This is a genomic window from Pseudomonas sp. AK106 (assembly GCF_053903055.1).
Genome location: NZ_CP096426.1, coordinates 4298989 through 4316426 on the forward strand (window position 1 = coordinate 4298989; position 17438 = coordinate 4316426).

General features: G+C 59.8%; 11 protein-coding genes and 2 tRNA genes. 10 read left to right on the top strand and 3 right to left on the bottom strand.

The window, feature by feature from the left end; genetic code table 11:
- Positions 1-963 precede the first annotated feature (963 nt).
- The 3 genes from M1E04_RS18985 (at position 964) to M1E04_RS18995 (ending at position 5215) form a co-directional block, all read left to right on the top strand.
- A complete protein-coding gene (locus tag M1E04_RS18985; RefSeq protein WP_192132117.1) occupies positions 964-2286 on the top strand; it encodes an OprD family porin in 1323 nt (440 codons plus the stop codon).
- Positions 2287-2459: 173 nt separating this feature from the next.
- Positions 2460-4175, top strand: coding sequence for a proline--tRNA ligase (locus tag M1E04_RS18990; protein ID WP_192132119.1), 1716 nt, complete (start codon positions 2460-2462; stop codon positions 4173-4175).
- 83 nt (positions 4176-4258) lie between these two features.
- Positions 4259-5215, top strand: a complete 957-nt coding sequence (locus tag M1E04_RS18995) for a hypothetical protein (RefSeq protein WP_192132121.1) — start codon at positions 4259-4261, stop codon at positions 5213-5215.
- A 17-nt stretch (positions 5216-5232) separates the two neighbouring features.
- On the opposite strand, the gene dinB is transcribed toward M1E04_RS18995, so the two are convergent.
- A complete protein-coding gene (gene dinB / locus M1E04_RS19000; RefSeq protein ID WP_456291866.1) occupies positions 5233-6291 on the bottom strand; it encodes a DNA polymerase IV in 1059 nt (352 codons plus the stop codon).
- A gap of 237 nt (positions 6292-6528) precedes the next feature.
- Here dinB and M1E04_RS19005 point away from each other — a divergent pair.
- From M1E04_RS19005 to M1E04_RS19020, 4 genes are all read left to right on the top strand, one after another.
- A tRNA-Met gene (locus tag M1E04_RS19005) sits at positions 6529-6605 on the top strand.
- Between the two features lie 267 nt (positions 6606-6872).
- Positions 6873-6949: transfer RNA gene (locus M1E04_RS19010), tRNA-Met, on the top strand.
- A 329-nt stretch (positions 6950-7278) separates the two neighbouring features.
- Complete coding sequence (gene mprF / locus M1E04_RS19015; protein ID WP_456291867.1) at positions 7279-9921, top strand: bifunctional lysylphosphatidylglycerol flippase/synthetase MprF; 2643 nt, start codon at positions 7279-7281, stop codon at positions 9919-9921.
- Positions 9921-11210 (top strand): virulence factor family protein, encoded by a 1290-nt coding sequence (locus M1E04_RS19020; protein WP_192132128.1) that lies wholly within the window; start codon positions 9921-9923, stop codon positions 11208-11210. Before mprF ends, M1E04_RS19020 begins: the two co-directional genes overlap by 1 nt.
- Before the next feature lie 209 nt (positions 11211-11419).
- On the opposite strand, the gene M1E04_RS19025 is transcribed toward M1E04_RS19020, so the two are convergent.
- Complete coding sequence (locus M1E04_RS19025; RefSeq protein ID WP_065989764.1) at positions 11420-13318, bottom strand: potassium transporter Kup; 1899 nt, start codon at positions 13316-13318, stop codon at positions 11420-11422.
- A gap of 270 nt (positions 13319-13588) precedes the next feature.
- Here M1E04_RS19025 and rimO point away from each other — a divergent pair, with 270 nt between their 5' ends.
- Positions 13589-14926: a 30S ribosomal protein S12 methylthiotransferase RimO gene (rimO, locus tag M1E04_RS19030; protein WP_065989766.1), complete on the top strand. Its 1338-nt coding sequence runs from the start codon at positions 13589-13591 to the stop codon at positions 14924-14926.
- A gap of 120 nt (positions 14927-15046) precedes the next feature.
- Positions 15047-15499, top strand: a complete 453-nt coding sequence (locus tag M1E04_RS19035) for a GNAT family N-acetyltransferase (protein ID WP_192132130.1) — start codon at positions 15047-15049, stop codon at positions 15497-15499.
- 12 nt (positions 15500-15511) lie between these two features.
- Here the strand turns inward: M1E04_RS19035 and M1E04_RS19040 are convergent, their stop codons facing one another.
- Positions 15512-16507: an alpha/beta fold hydrolase gene (locus M1E04_RS19040; protein ID WP_065989770.1), complete on the bottom strand. Its 996-nt coding sequence runs from the start codon at positions 16505-16507 to the stop codon at positions 15512-15514.
- A gap of 162 nt (positions 16508-16669) precedes the next feature.
- Here M1E04_RS19040 and M1E04_RS19045 point away from each other — a divergent pair, with 162 nt between their 5' ends.
- Positions 16670-17380: an rRNA pseudouridine synthase gene (locus tag M1E04_RS19045; RefSeq protein WP_192132132.1), complete on the top strand. Its 711-nt coding sequence runs from the start codon at positions 16670-16672 to the stop codon at positions 17378-17380.
- The last annotated feature ends 58 nt before the right edge of the window (positions 17381-17438 follow it).

Below are 17438 nucleotides of genomic sequence, written 5' to 3' on the forward strand. Positions count from 1 at the left end.
CGATTAGATTTATCGAGCCAAGACACCGGCCCGATGGAGGTCGTGGGAGACGGAAGGATACTCGTGAACTCCGCGTGATTCATCTGGCACTGCGGTTCAAGGCATTTTGCGGATCTGGTGTTGATCGGCGAGCAGTACGCGCCCGCCTCGCACCAGAAGCGAGCATAAAAAAACGCAGCGCACGCTCATGAAGCAGATTAAGGCCCGAATGTGTTGCTGCAAATCAAGCACCGGATTTCGGGAAAACCCTTTGAACTCGGGCCTCACGTTCAATTTTACACACTGACCCTAGCTGCATAACGCCAGCGACCAGGCCGACTCCGATCCGAGAGAACCAAACGCAGGCAACTTCGCCGGACGACGCACCAAAAAGACTCAGATGAGGCGCGAATATGTGACAGCTATCCGCGATTTACCCACTCCGGAGGGGTAACAGGTAACGCCAGTGACATTTGCCCGCGTTATCCTCAAGGCAACTGATGTTACAAAGCAGGCTATCTAAAATATTTTTATCGTTTTAATTCAGTGGGTTAAGGGCCACATCGAATGTTTCCTCACCGCTTTCGACATTTTTTTCATGTTCGTCGAAATTTTGTGCACGGTTGTTGCTTTGTCACACACAAGCTTGAAGACGAGCGCGTCGAAAGACAGGCCGGACCCGAACGGACTCAGCGTCGTTTGACAAGGTAGCTGGAGCGGCTGGATTCGATGAGTGATGAATGAATTCAGCGTCCACAGTGACCCGGTAGCGCACGGTTGAATAAACAGGAGCTGTTCAGTAGCGACATGGACAAAGCTGGCGGCGACAAGGCCGTAAAGAAACTGAAAGGATAGGTTTGTCACTATCGCCAATAATGTCAGCGTGTTGTAGATTTCGCCGACACCAAAAAGAAAGAAGCCGGCCAGATAAAAAAACAGGTGGACGGCAGTACTCTTCTTAAAAACCAAAGGAGCAAAGTCACGATGAGAGTGATGAAGTGGAGCGCAATCGCACTGGCAGTTACTGCAGCCAGCACCCAATTGGCATCGGCTGCGGCATTCGTAAGCGATCAGTCCGAAGCAACTGGTTTTGTAGAGGGGAGCACGCTGGAACTCAAAGCTCGTAACTACTACTTCAACCGCGACAAAAAAGATGGCGCCGTAGACGACAAGGACTGGACCCAAGGTTTCTGGGCGAACTACAGCTCCGGTTACACCCAAGGCATGATCGGTGTTGGTATTGACGCATTCGGTTACGCCGGCTTCAAGCTCGATGGCTCCGACAAATACTCTGGTTCAGGCAACCTGGTCACCGACAGCCAGGGCCGAAACGAAGACAGCTTCGGCAAGGCCGGTGGCGCTGTTAAATTCCGCGTCTCCAAGACCGAACTGAAGATCGGCGACATGCAGCCGCAGAACCCGGTCTTCGCAGTCGGCGGCTCCCGCCTGCTGCCGCAAACAGCAACTGGCGTGACCTTGCAGAGCAGCGAGATCAAAGGTCTTGACGTAGAAGCCGGTCGCTTCACTTCGGGCACCAGCCAGGACGATATGACCCACAACGGCGATATCTGGGCCACCTACGCTGGCGTGACCTCCAAGTCCGCTACTTATGGCGGGGGCAAGTACTCGATCACTGACAACCTGGGCGTTGGTTTCTACTACAACAAACTGGAAGACGTGTGGAACCAGTCCTACGGCAACGTGAACTACGCACTGCCGTTGACCGACGACCAGGCGCTGGCGTTCGACTTCAACTACTACAACACCCAGGACACCGGCAGCAAGAAAGCAGGCGACATTAGCAACAACACTTTCTCCCTGTCTGCAGCCTACTCGTTCCTGGCCGCTCATACCCTGACCCTGGCATTCCAGAAAGTTAACGGTGATACACCGTTCGACTACATCGGTATCGGCGACAACAACCGCGGTGGCGACTCGATCTTCCTGGCGAACTCGATTCAATACTCCGACTTCAACGGCCCGGGTGAAAAATCCTGGCAAGCCCGCTACGACCTGAACATGGCCACTTACGGTGTTCCAGGCTTGAGCTTCATGGCTCGCTACGTGACAGGTACTGACATCGACGGGACTCACACTCCGTCGAACAGCACCTACACCGGTCTGTACGGTGAGGATGGCAAACACCACGAGACCAACGTTGAGGCCAAGTACGTTGTTCAGACCGGCCCAGCCAAAGACCTGTCGTTCCGCATCCGTCAAGCATTCCACCGTGCCAACACTGACCAGGGCGAAGGCGATATCAACGAGTTCCGTCTGATCGTCGACTACCCGATTTCGGTCCTGTAATCGCACTGTCTGACACTCGTTATCGAAAAGCCCGGCCTTCGCGCCGGGCTTTTTCATGGGCGCACGGTTGACAATCCCTCCCCTTGCGGCGCCCGTCCGGCCTGTACTCAGCGATACCACCACCGTACAATGCCGGGTCATTTCCCAGTCACCGCAACCGACAACGGCCGACCATGCGTACCAGTCAATATTTGCTCGCCACACAGAAAGAAACGCCATCCGATGCGGTCGTGATCAGCCATCAGCTGATGCTTCGTGCCGGCATGATTCGCAAACTTGCCTCCGGTCTCTACACCTGGCTCCCCATGGGCCTGCGGGTATTGCGCAAGGTCGAAGCGGTGGTTCGTGAAGAAATGAACGCAGCGGGCGCGCTGGAAGTATTGATGCCGGGCATTCAACCGGCAGAGCTTTGGCAGGAATCGGGCCGCTGGGAACAGTACGGCCCTGAGCTGTTGCGCCTGAAAGACCGTCATGATCGCGAATTCTGCGCGGGCCCGACCCACGAAGAAGTCATCACCGATCTGGCCCGCAACGAGCTCAACAGCTATAAACAGCTGCCGATCAACATGTACCAGATCCAGACCAAATTCCGTGACGAAATCCGCCCGCGCTTCGGTTTGATGCGCGGCCGCGAATTCATCATGAAGGACGCCTATTCCTTCCATGCGACCCAGGATTCCCTTCAGGAAACCTACGACCGTATGCATCAGGCGTACTGCAACGTGTTTACCCGCCTGGGCCTGAACTTCCGCCCTGTGGTGGCTGACAACGGCTCCATTGGTGGTGCGGGCTCCCATGAGTTCCACGTACTGGCGGAGTCCGGCGAAGACGACATCGTATTCAGCGACACCTCCGACTACGCCGCCAACATCGAAAAAGCCGAAGCCATTCCGCGCGAGGCCAGCCGCCCTGCCCCGACTGAAGAACTGCGCCTTGTCGACACCCCCGACGCCAAGACCATCGCGGCCCTGGTCGAGCAGTTCAATCTGCCGATCGAAAAGACCGTCAAGACCCTCGTTGTGCATGCTGCCGAGGAAGGCAAGCTGATTGCGCTGATCATCCGTGGCGATCACGAGCTCAACGAAATCAAGGCGTCCAATCTGGAGCAAGTCGCCAGCCCGCTGGTCATGGCCTCCGAAGCCGAACTGCGTGACGCCATCGGCGCCGGCGCGGGCTCCCTCGGCCCGCTGAATCTGCCGCTGCCGTGCATCATCGACCGCTCGGTGGAGCTGATGAGCGACTTCGGCATTGGCGCGAACATTGATGACAAGCACTACTTCGGCGTCAACTGGGAACGGGACCTGCCGGTTCCCGCCGTGGCTGACCTGCGTAACGTCGTCGCCGGCGACCCAAGCCCTGACGGTCAGGGCAATGTGATCATCAAGCGCGGCATCGAAGTCGGGCACATCTTCCAGCTGGGCACCCAGTACAGCGACGCGATGAAGTGCCAGGTGCTGGGCGAGAACGGCAAGCCGGTCACCCTGACCATGGGTTGCTACGGCATTGGTGTGTCCCGCGTTGTGGCGGCTGCGATCGAGCAGAACAACGACGCAAACGGCATCATCTGGAGCGACGCGCTCGCGCCTTTCCAGATCGCCCTCGTGCCGCTGCGCTACGAAACCGATGCAGTCAAAGAGGCAACCGACAAGCTGTACGCCGAACTGACGGCGGCGGGCTTCGAAGTGTTGCTGGATGACCGCGACAAGAAGACCAGCCCGGGGATCAAGTTTGCCGACATGGAACTGATCGGCATTCCGCATCGCATCGTGGTCAGTGACCGTGGTCTTGCTGAGGGCAACCTCGAATACAAGAGCCGCACCGAAGCCGAACCGCAGGCCCTGCCTGTTGCCGATGTGTTGTCTTTCATCAAGGACCGGATCAAGCGCTGACCGGATGGCGCGCCTGCGATTGTGCAGGCGCGCTTTCATCCGCCACGCCTCTGCGATGCGCCTTACCTGCACCTAGAGATCTCATGTTCAAGCGAAATACCTCACGTCTCGCGGGCACTGTGTTGTGCACCAGCCTGGCTCTCGGCGGCTGTGCCAATCATCTGTCCCAGCGCAGCGAGCATGAAGAACGTGTCGAGCGCAAATTGCTCGACCACAGTTTTCAGGTCGACCTTGGCGAGCCCAAGACGCTGGAATTGCCCCAGCGCCGGATACGCATCCACGAGCTGAAAACCTTCGACATCACTGAATTCGAAGTCACCCGCCACTACGACCGGTACACGCCGTATCAGCCTTGGCGGGAAGTCTATGAAATCCCCCTGGGCGCCGTGGCCATCGTCGCGGGCGTCGGCGCCAACGTGGTCAACGTGCTGACGTTCGGCAGCCTGCCGGACAGTGTCACCAAGGACTGGCTCACTTACGGGGTCGCGGGCGTCAACCCGTTCATGAATGCGCCCTCCCATGGACGCGCTCAACAGAACCTGGCCGGTATCGACGAGGTGCAGCGCGATCATCGCGTCGAGCATTCGAGCCTGCCGTGGAGTGAAGCGCCGGTTGAAGTCACTGCGGGCAAAGAGGCCCACGAGCTGAATACGGACCGTAACGGCGTGCTGCGGGTGAATCTGCTGGACAGCCCGTTCGCCGAGCAGAACCTGAGTTATGTCACCCAGCTGAACATCAAGGTTCAGGATGACCAGAGCAACGTCCAGGCAACTGCCACACTGCCGCTGAGCAAATCACTGCGCGGCAAGCTGATTGAAGCCCATGACCTGATTTACGACGATCTGGAAGACGACGAAGTCAGCCAGTGGGTGCATCGCGTCAAGCGTCTGTCCGAGCTGGGCCTGGAAGAAGAAGCCAGTGAGCTGGAACAGTCATTGATCGAACTGACCCGCAACGATCCGCAGTTGCAGCACGAATTCCTTCGGTCACTGGCAAAAGACGCCGGTCGACTGGTCGCAGTGCCGCCGGGCAGCGAATAACCTGGCCTGAACCAGCCTCAGCTGAACAACTCCAGCTGTTCATGGGCAGCACGAAGGTCATGCAGACGCACGCCGATTCCCAGCAATCGCACAGGCTTGCCACCGCGTGCGAACGCCTGGGTCAGCAGTTGCTCGTAACTGCTCAAGTCCCGCCCTGCCCCCGCCTGTTCCAGCGTCGTTTGGGTGAAGTCGTGAAACTTGACCTTCACGAACGGCTTGCCGGGGCGGTAGAGGCTGTCGATCCGACCGATGCGGTCGTTCAACGTTTCCAGCAACGCCGGCAGCATCAGCAAACAACTGGCGAGGTCCGGCAGATCGGTGTCGTAGGTGTTTTCGACGCTGACCGACTGCCGCCGATTGTCGTTCTGCACGGGACGCTCATCCACACCATGGGCCAGATTCCACAGCCGCTCGCCGAACGAGCCGAATTCCCGCACCAGCGACAACTTGCTCCAGCCGCGTAGATCGGTGCAGGTGATGATGCCGAGGCGGCCAAGCTTGTCGGCGGTGACTTTGCCGACACCGTGCAATTTGGACACTGGCAACTGGGCGACGAAGCCTTCGATCTGATCAGGCGTGATCACAAACAGCCCGTTGGGCTTTTTCCAGTCGCTGGCGATCTTGGCCAGAAACTTGTTCGGGGCAACGCCGGCGGAAACCGTGATGTGCAGCTGATTGGAGACCCGCCGACGAATGTCCTGGGCGATGCGCGTCGCGCTGCCGGCAAAGTGCTCGCATTCCGTGACATCCAGATAAGCCTCATCCAGCGAAAGCGGCTCGATCAGGTCGGTGTAGTCGCGGAAGATCGTCTGGATCTCTTTCGATGCTTCTTTATAGGCGTCCATCCTCGGTTTGACGATGGTGAGGTCCGGGCACAGTGTCAGCGCATGACGGGATGACATCGCGGAGCGAATGCCGTAGGCCCGGGCCTCATAGTTGCAGGTGGCGATCACACCCCGCCGTTCTGCCGACCCACCCACTGCAAGGGGCTTGCCGGCCAGGCGCGGGTCATCGCGCATCTCAATCGCGGCGTAGAAGCAATCACAGTCGATATGGATGATTTTGCGCTGCGGCATCACATGGAGTCGTAGGAAAGCGGTCGCGCAGTATCTCATTCACGCGACTTTCTGACACTTAATAAGCCTCGCTCCCTACGGAATGTGCGCGCCACCCAACCAGCCAAAATACCCCTAAACCGAGGCGCGCCACCGATATCCGTCCCAACCGCCACGCTAACCGCTTGAAGAAAAAGCATTTTTTTCTGCCGATTGCTTGACACCCCGGCGATCCTCTGTAGAATGCCGCCACACAGACGCGGGATGGAGCAGTCTGGTAGCTCGTCGGGCTCATAACCCGAAGGTCGTCGGTTCAAATCCGGCTCCCGCAACCAAACATCAAAAAAGGCTACTCGAAAGAGTGGCCTTTTTTGTGGCCGCTGTTTGAGCAAGCCCACCCCCATCGTTACCCCCCTCACCTCTTCATATGAATCAAACCGGGCCCATGTATGACGGCGACCAGCCCTTAGGCGCGGATTTCGATAAAAACCTTGTCCAACCGCCACTTAGGCGACCCAACGCTCCCGATACGGTTATTTTGTCGATCCTTGGCATTAAAGGTTGACACTTTGTCGTTCGACTGTAGAATGCCGCCACACAGACGCGGGATGGAGCAGTCTGGTAGCTCGTCGGGCTCATAACCCGAAGGTCGTCGGTTCAAATCCGGCTCCCGCAACCAACATCTAAAAAGGCTACTCGAAAGAGTGGCCTTTTTTTTGCCTCGCTGAAAGCTCACGAACAGCGGGTCGGAATCCTTGTCACATCCCATTACCGGGGTGCGCTCATCCGAGAGGTCTTGTTACTGTATGTTGCCGGGGCAATAGTTTTAATCGCCCCGGCCGATACGCTGGCCAGCGACTGAACCTAGACTGAACGGTCACTGATACGTACCCGTGGTATTCGCCCGTTAGACGTTGAAGCGCTAACATCCTGAATTATTTTTTGCGTAGGGATTGGTAACTTGGCTGTATACCTCCATCCTGTCGCGCACGATCCAAGGAGTGATTGATGCGCGCCAACCCGTCCGACACAAATGAAGCAGTGACGGAGCATCCTCCGGCTCCCCCGAAACGATTGCGCCCACGCGAACTGGTGAGCAAGTATCGTCAACCCATCGGGTTGGGCGTCACCATCCTTTTGTTCGCCGTCGCCCTGATCGCCTGCCGGCACATGCTGACCGAGCTGGACATCTACGCCCTGCAGGATTCGCTGCTCAGCGTGCCGCTGCCTTCTCTGGCGGGCGCGGTGCTGGCGACGGCGATCGGCTTTGTGATTCTGCTGGGCTACGAGTGGTCCGCGAGTCGCTACGCCAATGTCGATCTGCCACCGAAGTCGCTGATCATGGGCGGGTTTTGCGCGTTCGCCATCGGCAACGCCGTAGGCCTGTCAATGTTGTCCGGCGGCTCGGTTCGTTACCGTCTTTATTCGCGACTGGGAGTGGGTGCGGGCGAAGTTGCCCACATGACCCTATTCGCCAGCCTGTCACTGGGTTGCGCACTTCCCCCGCTGGCTGCCCTGGCGACCTTGAGCGACCTGCCCGCCGCTTCGCTGGCGCTGCATGTATCGGTGCCGGTGCTGTCCACCGTGGCGGTGGCGGTGTTGGCCACCAGCGCAATCCTGGGTTATGCCATTTATCGCCGACGTCTGCCGGAACAGACGATCCCGCATAACTTGCTGGTGCGCGCCGGCCGCCGAACGCTGCGTTTGCCTGGCGTGCGCCTGACGCTGATGCAGCTGGTGATCACCGCGCTGGACGTTGCAGCCGCTGCGGCCGTCCTTTATCTGTTGCTGCCCTCCGCCCCACCCTTCGGCGCTTTCCTGCTGGTTTACCTGCTGGCCTTGGCCGCCGGTGTTCTCAGCCACGTGCCCGGTGGAGTCGGCGTCTTTGAAGCCATTCTGCTCGCCGCATTTGCCGACGAACTGGGCGCTGCACCGTTGGCTGCCGCGCTGCTGCTGTACCGCCTGATTTACGTGGTGATGCCACTGCTGATCGCGTGTCTGGTGCTGCTCTACAGTGAGGCCAAGCGACTTCTTTTCGCGCAACAGGCCATGCGTGTTGCATCAGGCCTTGGCGCCCCGATTCTGGCGTTGCTGGTGTTCCTCTCCGGCGTGGTACTGCTGTTTTCCGGCTCCACGCCCGAGATTGATACCCGTCTGGAGAGTCTCGGGTTCCTCATTCCCCATCGACTGATCGACGCTTCTCACTTCGGCGCCAGCCTGATTGGCGTGCTCTGCCTGCTGCTTGCCCAGGGCCTGCGTCGTCGCCTCTCCGCGGCATGGATGCTGACCACGATTCTGCTGTTTGTGGGCTCCATCCTGTCTATCCTCAAGGGCTTCGACTGGGAAGAAGCGAGCCTGCTGCTCCTGACCGCGTGCCTGTTGGCGATCTTCCGGCGCTCGTTCTACCGCCCGAGTCGTTTGCTGGAGCTGCCGTTTTCGCCGCTGTATCTGGTCGCCAGTGTTTGCGTGCTGGGCGCTTCGGTCTGGTTGCTGCTGTTCGCCTACCAGGACGTGCCCTACAGCCATCAGTTGTGGTGGCAATTCACCCTGGACGCCGACGCCCCTCGCGGGCTGCGTTCGGCACTGGGCAGCGCGGTGTTGCTGTTGATCGTCTCGCTGACCTGGTTGCTGCGCACCGCTCGCCCTGTGATCAACCTGCCTGACGAGGCGCAACTGGCCAAAGCGGCAGAGATCATCAAAGCGTCCAGCCAGCCCGATGGTGGTCTGGTCCTCACCGGCGACAAAGCGGTGCTGATGCACCCGGACGGTAACGCCTTTCTGATGTACGCCCATCGTGGCCGCAGCCTGGTTGCCTTGTACGACCCGATTGGCCCGACCCAGCAACGGGCCGAGCTGATCTGGCAGTTTCGAGATCTGTGCGACGTTCACCATGCCCGTCCCGTGTTCTATCAGGTGCGCGCCGAGAACCTGCCGTTCTACATGGACATCGGCCTGACTGCGATCAAGCTGGGCGAAGAAGCCCGCGTGGATCTGCACAAGTTCGATATCGAAGCCAAGGGCAAGGAAATGAAGGACCTGCGCTACACCTGGAACCGGGGTGGGCGCGACGGTCTGTCGCTGGAAATCTATGAAGTGGGTCAAGCGCCCATGGATGAGCTCAAAGTGATTTCCGATGCGTGGCTAATGGGCAAGAACGTCCGCGAAAAAGGCTTCTCGCTGGGCCGTTTCAGCCTGGAGTACCTCAAGCATTTCCGTATCGCCATCGTCCATTTCCAGGGCAAGCCGGTCGCATTCTCCAATCTGCTGGAGACCTCGCGCAATGATCTGGCGAGCCTGGACCTGATGCGCTCGCACCCGGAAGCGCCAAAGCTGACCATGGAATTCATGATGGTCGGGCTGATCCTGCATTACAAAAAAGAAGGTTACGCCCGCTTCAGCCTCGGCATGGTGCCGTTGTCCGGGCTGCAACCGCGGCGTGGCGCACCTCTGACCCAGCGTCTGGGTTCGATGGTGTTCAGCCGTGGCGAACAGCTCTACAACTTCCAGGGGCTGCGCCGTTTCAAAGACAAATTCCAGCCTGACTGGGAACCTCGTTATATGGCCGTGCCCGCAGGACTTGATCCGCTGGTGGCACTGGCAGATACCGCCGCCCTGATCGCGGGCGGCCTGACTGGATTGGTGAAACGCTGATGATTCAACGCTACTGGCGCTTTTTGCTCGCAGCCCTGGTAATTCTGGTGGTGGCATTGGGTTTCTGGCTGTGGAACCGCCCCGCCGCGCAACCGACCCTTGAACACATCACCCTGGACGACGGCTCTGCGCTGATCCGTGTAGTGCCCTCGACCAAGGTGAAAACCCAAGTCGCCCTGGCCGTCACCGCCGAAGAATCACTGACCGAGAAGCAACTGCTCGCCCTGAGCTACGACGCTTCCGCTCGTGTGATCCAAGTGACACTGCCGAAGGATGACTGTCAGCTTCAGGCCAAGACCTTCAATGCTGCGCTGCAGAAGCTCGACGGTGCCCCTGATCTGGTCGCCGGTGTCGGGCCTGGTGCTTCGGTGGCCTGGCGCTGGCTGGCCGGTCAGAACAACGACAACGCCCGAGCTATCTCGGTCGGTTTTGTCCGTGATCAGCCGGGCTGCACCGACCCTGTGCCGAAAGCCGCCGCGCACGGCAAATGGACGGTCGCCTGGAACGATGGGCCTGACGACGAAAGCGCCACGCTGGTTCGCGACGCACCCAACACCGAAACCAGCATCAGCGATTACGACATCAAGTACCCGCAGGTGCTGAACAACGAAGTGCGCCGTCGGCTGATTGGTGGTGATGACAACGGCGGCCTGAACATTCCTGTGGTTGAGGTGCCGTCTTCACAGCCCTCCGACACGGTGACGCTGTTTCTGTCCGGCGACGGCGGCTGGCGCGACCTGGACAAGGACGTGGCAGGCGACATGGCGAAAATGGGCGGCTACCCAGTCGTCGGCATCGACACGCTGCGTTATTACTGGGAGCACAAGTCCCCCGAGCAAACGGCCGCTGATCTCAGCGAGCTGATGGCCCACTACCGGCAGAAATGGGGTGCCAAGCACTTCGTCCTTGCCGGCTACTCCTTCGGCGCCGATGTGCTGCCCGCGATCTACAACCGCTTGCCGGAAGAAGACAAGGCGCGGGTCGACGGGATCATCCTGCTCGCCTTCGCCCGCACAGGCAGCTTCGAGATTGCTGTTGAAGGCTGGTTGGGCGCTGCCGGTAAAGAAGCCGCGACAGGGCCTGAAATGGCCAAGCTGCCCGGCGACAAGGTGTTGTGCGTCTACGGCATCGAAGAGAAGGACGAAAGCGGCTGCACCGAAGCCACTGCGCCCGGCGAGAAGATGCAGCTGCCCGGTGGCCATCACTTTGACGAAGACTACCCTGCCCTGGCCAAGCGCTTGAGTGCGGTGATCGACAAGTGGAAGGGCAAAGAGCCCGCCGCCGAGTAATCCAGCACCCATAAAAAATCCCCGCGCTCTTGCGAGTGCGGGGATTTTTTTGTTTTCGGGGTCTGCTCAAGCCGGTTAGCATCTGGGATAAGTTTCATCCCCGGGGGATCGACTTCAGCCGGGAAGAGGCCTGTATGTACGCCATCAATCTCGCGGCGTGACACCCGACACATTCCCGGTTAAACCCCATCGCGCCGAAACGGAGCTGATTACATCTCCACCTGCGTACCCAGTTCGATCACGCGGTTAAATGGCAGCTTGAAGAACCTCAGATTGCCGTTGGCGTTCTTCAGCATGAACGCGAACAGACCCTCGCGCCAGCGGGCCATGCCCTCCAGTTTCGACGAGACCACGGTTTCGCGACTGAGGAAGTAGGTCGTGCGCATAGGGCTGAAGTCGAGCTCCTTCAGGTGACACAAGCTCAGCGCTGCCGGTACGTCCGGCTCGTCGATGAAGCCGAAGTGCAGAATCACGCGATAGAAGCCCTCGCCAAACGCCTCGACCTCGAAGCGTTGCGCTGCCGGCACGCGCGGGGCGTCTTCGTACACAACGGTCAGCAATACAACTTGTTCATGCAGCACCTGGTTGTGCAGCAAATTATGCAACAGCGCATGGGGCACGGCGTCCGCACGCGCCGTCAGAAACACTGCCGTACCCTGAACGCGATGGGGCGGCTGCACGCGAATACTGCTGATGAAGATCGGCAGCGGCAGACCCCCTTCGTCGATGCGGTCCACCAGCAGCTGCTTGCCGCGCTTCCAGGTGGTCATCAGGATGAACAGCGCAATGCCCGCCAGGAACGGGAACGCCCCGCCCTGCAGGACTTTTGGCACGTTCGCCGCGAAGAACATGCCGTCCACGAACAGGCATCCGGCCAAAATCGGCACCGCGATCAGCGGTGGCCACTTCCAGGCCAGCAGCATGACCGCCGCCACCAGAATCGTCGTGCAGAGCATCGTGCCGGTCACCGCCACGCCGTAGGCCGAGGCCAGCGCGCCGGAAGACTCAAAGCCCAGCACCAGCAGGATTACCCCGACCATCAGCGCCCAGTTCACCGCGCCGATGTAGATCTGCCCTTGGGCGTCGCTTGAGGTGTGCTGGATGTACATGCGCGGGATATAGCCGAGCTGAATCGCCTGCAGCGTCATCGAGAACGCCCCGGAGATCACCGCCTGCGAAGCAATAATGGTCGCCAGGGTCGACAGCGCGATCAACGGCAACAGCGCCCAACTCGGCGCCAGGAGGTAGAACGGGTTGCGCACCGCTTCCGGGTCTTGGATCACCAGGGCGCCCTGACCGAAGTAGTTCAGCACCAGCGCCGGCAATACCAGCGCGAACCACGCGCGCGAGATCGGCTTGCGACCGAAGTGACCCATGTCCGCGTACAGCGCCTCGGCACCGGTCAGTGCGAGAACTACGGCGCCCAGGACCGATACGCCAATGCCGGGATGATCGATAAAGAAGCGAACCGCCCACACCGGATTGACCGCGTGCAGCACTTCCGGCTGCTGGAGGATGCCGTGGACACCGAGCACGCCGAGGGTCACGAACCACAGCACCATGATCGGGCCAAACATCACGCCGATCCGCGCGGTGCCGTGACGCTGAATCAGAAACAGCGCCACCAGCACAACCAGAGAAATGGGCACCACCCAGTGCTCAAGCCCGTCAAATGCCAGCTCCATGCCCTCGACCGCCGACAACACGGAGATCGCCGGGGTGATCATGCTGTCGCCGTAAAACAGCGCTGCGCCGAACAGGCCAAAGACGATCATGCTCGCCTGCAGCTTCGGGTATTTGGCTGAAGCCCTTCGCGCCAGCGCCGTGAGCGCCATGATGCCGCCTTCGCCGTCATTGTCGGCACGCAGCACCAAGGCCATGTATTTGAAGGAGACCACCCAGATCAGTGACCAGAAGATCAGCGACAGAATGCCCAGTACGGCGTCGTGACCGGCTTGCACGCCGTAGCCGCCGACGAACACTTCTTTAATGGTGTACAGCGGGCTGGTACCGATGTCGCCATAGGCTACACCCACCGCGCCCACCAGCAGACTCAGCGGTTTTGCCGAAGAATGCCCGACCCCTGCCTGACTCGTTGCGTGACCCATTTACCACTCCTGAAACCATGACTCGATCACCGCGATCCGGCGTTGTCGGATTGACCTGCGCCGCACCGGTAAATTCCGATGCGCCCGGCCCACTTGGGGCGCCGGGCGTAACGCCGCGAAGCATAGCGCAGCACTCGTCGTAATTCTCTGTATAACACTGGTCAATCGTTCGACGCGCCGCTAGAATTGCGCACTTTTTGATCAGAGGCGCCCCAAGCGCCCAGTCAATGCTTCGGCTATTCGCCGGGCATCCTACGCCGAGGTTAGTCAATGTCCACCGTCACCACGTCCGCCGCCCCGAAGGTCGGCTTTGTCAGCCTCGGTTGCCCGAAGGCCCTGGTCGATTCCGAGCGCATCCTGACTCAGCTGCGCATGGAAGGCTATCAGGTCGTTCCGACCTACCAGGACGCTGACGTGGTCGTGGTCAACACCTGCGGTTTCATCGACAGCGCCAAGGCCGAATCCCTCGAGACCATCGGCGAAGCGCTGGCCGAGAACGGCAAAGTGATCGTCACCGGCTGCATGGGCGTCGACGAAAGCGTCATCCGCAACGTGCACCCGAGCGTACTGGCCGTGACCGGTCCGCAGCAGTATGAGCAAGTGGTCAATGCCGTCCATGACGCCGCGCCGCCAAAGCTCGATCACAACCCGCTGATCGATCTGGTACCGCCGCAAGGGGTCAAGCTGACCCCGCGACATTACGCGTACCTGAAGATATCCGAAGGCTGCAACCACAGCTGCAGTTTCTGCATCATCCCGTCCATGCGCGGCAAGCTGGTCAGCCGCCCGATTGGCGACGTGCTCGACGAAGCCCAGCGGCTGGTCAAAGCCGGCGTGAAAGAGCTGCTGGTGATCTCCCAGGACACCAGCGCCTACGGCGTCGACATCAAATACCGCACCGGTTTCTGGAACGGCCAGCCGGTGCGCACGCGCATGACCGAGCTGTGCCAGGCGCTGAGTTCGCTGGGTGTGTGGGTGCGCCTGCACTACGTTTACCCATACCCGCACGTCGACGAGATCATTCCGTTGATGGCGGCGGGCAAGATCCTGCCGTACCTGGACATCCCGTTCCAGCACGCCAGCCCGAAGATCCTCAAGCTGATGAAACGCCCGGCCTTCGAAGACAAGACCCTGGCGCGCATCAAGAACTGGCGCGAGCAGTGCCCGGACCTGATCATCCGTTCGACCTTCATCGTCGGCTTCCCGGGCGAAACCGAAGAAGACTTCCAGTACCTGCTGGACTGGCTGACTGAAGCCCAGCTCGACCGCGTCGGTTGCTTCCAGTACTCCCCTGTCGAGGGTGCACCGGCGAATCTGCTGGATGCGCCGATCGTGCCGGACGACATCAAGCAGGATCGCTGGGACCGCTTCATGGCGCACCAGCAAGCCATCAGCGCCGCGCGCCTGCAGATGAAAATCGGCAAGGAAATCGAAGTGCTGATCGACGAAGTGGATGAACAGGGTTTCGTCGGTCGTTCGTTCTTCGACGCGCCGGAAATCGACGGCAATGTGTTTGTCGAAAGCGACCGTGACTTCAAGCCAGGCGACAAGGTCATGTGCCGCGTTGTAGATGCCGATGAGTACGACCTGTGGGCTGAGCCGATCTAAGGCTCAATTTCCAGCTCGACAGCGCTTCACCTCCAACAGCCCTGCCCGTAAAACGGCGGGGTTTGTTTTTTCTGGCTATCGTCCCCACATCAGGATCACTACCCAGGGAGCAGCGGCAATATGGCCCGGCACTCGGTCATCTATCTGCCCAGGCAGCACGACTTCGCCGAACTCACCCGGGTCTGGGAAGCCTCCGTGCGCGCGACCCATGACTTTCTGCCGGAGAACTACATCACGCTGCTGCGGCATCTGCTGGAAACCCAATACCTGGGCGCCGTGAACCTGTTCTGCAGCCGGGACTCGCACCTGCGCATCACTGGCTTTGCCGGCACCACGCCGGGCAAACTCGAAATGCTGTTTATCGCCCCTGAACACCGTGGCATGGGCCTGGGCAAGCAACTGCTGGACTACGCGATCGAGCATTTCCACATCACCGAGCTGGACGTGAACGAGCAGAACGCCCAGGCGCTGGGCTTTTATGAACGGCAGAGGTTTGAGGTGGTGGGCCGGGCGGAAGTCGATGGACTCGGTCGGCCGCATCCGATGCTGCGGATGCGGCTCAGGATCAGCTGAAGCTCAACCGAATCAACGCTTCAGGTTTTCCAACAGCACCTTGTTGAACTGCTGCGGATCCTGAATCTGCGGCGCATGGCCCAACCCGGCGAACTCCACCAGCGTCGCCTGGGGAATGCGCTTGGCGGCGGCCTTGCCCAGCTCCGGGTAATTGCCCAGCGTCTTGCGCAATGCCTCAGGCGCTGCGTCTTTGGCAATGGCGGTATTGTCCTTCTGGCCGATCAGCAACACGGTCGGCATCTTCAATTTCTCGAAGTCGTAGAACACCGGCTGATTGAAGATCATTCCGTAGGTCTGGGCAGAAGCTCGCGCCACCTCCTCTTTGCCTTTGCCGTTGAACATGCCGGCCTGCATGTTGACCCAGTGATCGAACTCGGGCCGCCATTCGTTGGCGTAATAGGTCGACTGCTGATACTTGCGAATGCTGCCGGCGTTGGTCTTCAGCTCCCGGGTATACCAGTCATCGAAGCTGCGATCCGGTACGCCTTTGGCTTTCCAGTCTTCCAGACCGATAGGGTTGACCAGCAGCAACTGGTCCACTTGCTCGGGGTACATCAGCGCAAAGCGCGTCGCCAGCATGCCGCCCATGGAATGCCCGACCACCGTGACGTGATCGATGCCCAGTTGGGTCAGCAGCGCTTGGGTGTTCTGCGCCAGTTGCTGGAAGGTGTATTTATAGTCCGCCGGCTTGCTGGAGCGGCAGAAGCCGATCTGATCCGGCGCGACCACACGATAACCTGCGCCCGTCAGCGCCTTGATAGTGCCTTCCCACGTGGCGCCGCAAAAGTTCTTGCCGTGGAGCAGCACCACGCTGCGACCATTGGCGGTGCCAGTCGGCTTGATGTCCATGTAACCCATCTGCACCGGTGCGCCTTGGGAATCGAAGCTGAAGTTCTGCGCCGGGAACGGGTACTGGAAGCCTTCCAGCTGCGGGCCGTAGGCCGGGGTTTGCGCAGCGAGTAGCGGCAGGCTGACAGTCATCAGCAGTGCGGGTAGCCATTTGGTCATGAATTCGCTCCAGACAATGTAGGAATAGAGAGCAGACCTGCGTCGCTCCCGGAAAAATCCATCGAGTGGAGGCTTATTCACCCGCCAATTTCAATGTGGCCGCGATTAACGGTGCCTGGGCGGGTACAATAGGCGCCTTTCCATTTTGTTACGGCTTTTCTCATGACTGACCCCATTCGCCTTTCCAAACGCCTGATCGAGCTGGTCGGTTGCTCCCGGCGCGAAGCCGAGCTGTTCATTGAAGGCGGCTGGGTCACGGTGGACGGCGTTGTCGTCGACGAGCCCCAGTTCAAGGTCGAAAACCAGACCGTGGTGCTGAATGCGGAAGCAAAAGCCGATACCCCTGAATCCGTCACCCTGCTGTTCAACGCGCCGGCGGGCATGGCCCCTGAAAGCGCCCTGGCGCTGATCACGCCCGGTACGTTGTCCGCCGACCACAGCATCGGCCGACGTCCGCTCAAAGGGCACTTCCTGCGCCTGGAATCTATTTCCACGCTGCAAGCCAACGCCAGCGGCCTGATGGTGTTCAGCCAGGACTGGAAAATCCTGCGCAAACTCACCGACGACCGCAGCAAGATCGAGCAGGAATACGTCGTCGAGATCTCGGGCGACATGGTTACCCACGGCCTCAACCGCCTGAACCACGGCATGACCTACAAGGGCAAGGAACTGCCCAAGGTCAAAGCCAGCTGGCAGAACGAAAACCGCCTGCGCTTCGCCATGAAAAACCCGCAGCCCGGGGTCATTGCCCAGCTGTGCGAAGCGGTAGGCCTGAAGGTTGTTTCGGTGCGACGTATTCGTATCGGCGGCGTGTCCATCGGCAAGGTGCCTGAAGGCCAGTGGCGCTACATGACCGACAAAGAAAAATTCTGAATCCCCTTTCTGAGCGCCCTATCGACTCTCGCGGGCGCTCATCTGCGAATCCCCAGGA

What these genes read in the sequence shown, in the direction of transcription:
- M1E04_RS18985 (WP_192132117.1), top strand. Translation starts at nt 964, where the DNA reads ATGAGAGTGATGAAGTGGAGCGCAATCGCACTGGCAGTTACTGCAGCC.
- M1E04_RS18990 (WP_192132119.1), top strand. Translation starts at nt 2,460, where the DNA reads ATGCGTACCAGTCAATATTTGCTCGCCACACAGAAAGAAACGCCATCC.
- M1E04_RS18995 (WP_192132121.1), top strand. Translation starts at nt 4,259, where the DNA reads ATGTTCAAGCGAAATACCTCACGTCTCGCGGGCACTGTGTTGTGCACC.
- dinB (WP_456291866.1), bottom strand. Translation starts at nt 6,291, where the DNA reads ATGCCGCAGCGCAAAATCATCCATATCGACTGTGATTGCTTCTACGCC.
- mprF (WP_456291867.1), top strand. Translation starts at nt 7,279, where the DNA reads ATGCGCGCCAACCCGTCCGACACAAATGAAGCAGTGACGGAGCATCCT.
- M1E04_RS19020 (WP_192132128.1), top strand. Translation starts at nt 9,921, where the DNA reads ATGATTCAACGCTACTGGCGCTTTTTGCTCGCAGCCCTGGTAATTCTG.
- M1E04_RS19025 (WP_065989764.1), bottom strand. Translation starts at nt 13,318, where the DNA reads ATGGGTCACGCAACGAGTCAGGCAGGGGTCGGGCATTCTTCGGCAAAA.
- rimO (WP_065989766.1), top strand. Translation starts at nt 13,589, where the DNA reads ATGTCCACCGTCACCACGTCCGCCGCCCCGAAGGTCGGCTTTGTCAGC.
- M1E04_RS19035 (WP_192132130.1), top strand. Translation starts at nt 15,047, where the DNA reads ATGGCCCGGCACTCGGTCATCTATCTGCCCAGGCAGCACGACTTCGCC.
- M1E04_RS19040 (WP_065989770.1), bottom strand. Translation starts at nt 16,507, where the DNA reads ATGACCAAATGGCTACCCGCACTGCTGATGACTGTCAGCCTGCCGCTA.
- M1E04_RS19045 (WP_192132132.1), top strand. Translation starts at nt 16,670, where the DNA reads ATGACTGACCCCATTCGCCTTTCCAAACGCCTGATCGAGCTGGTCGGT.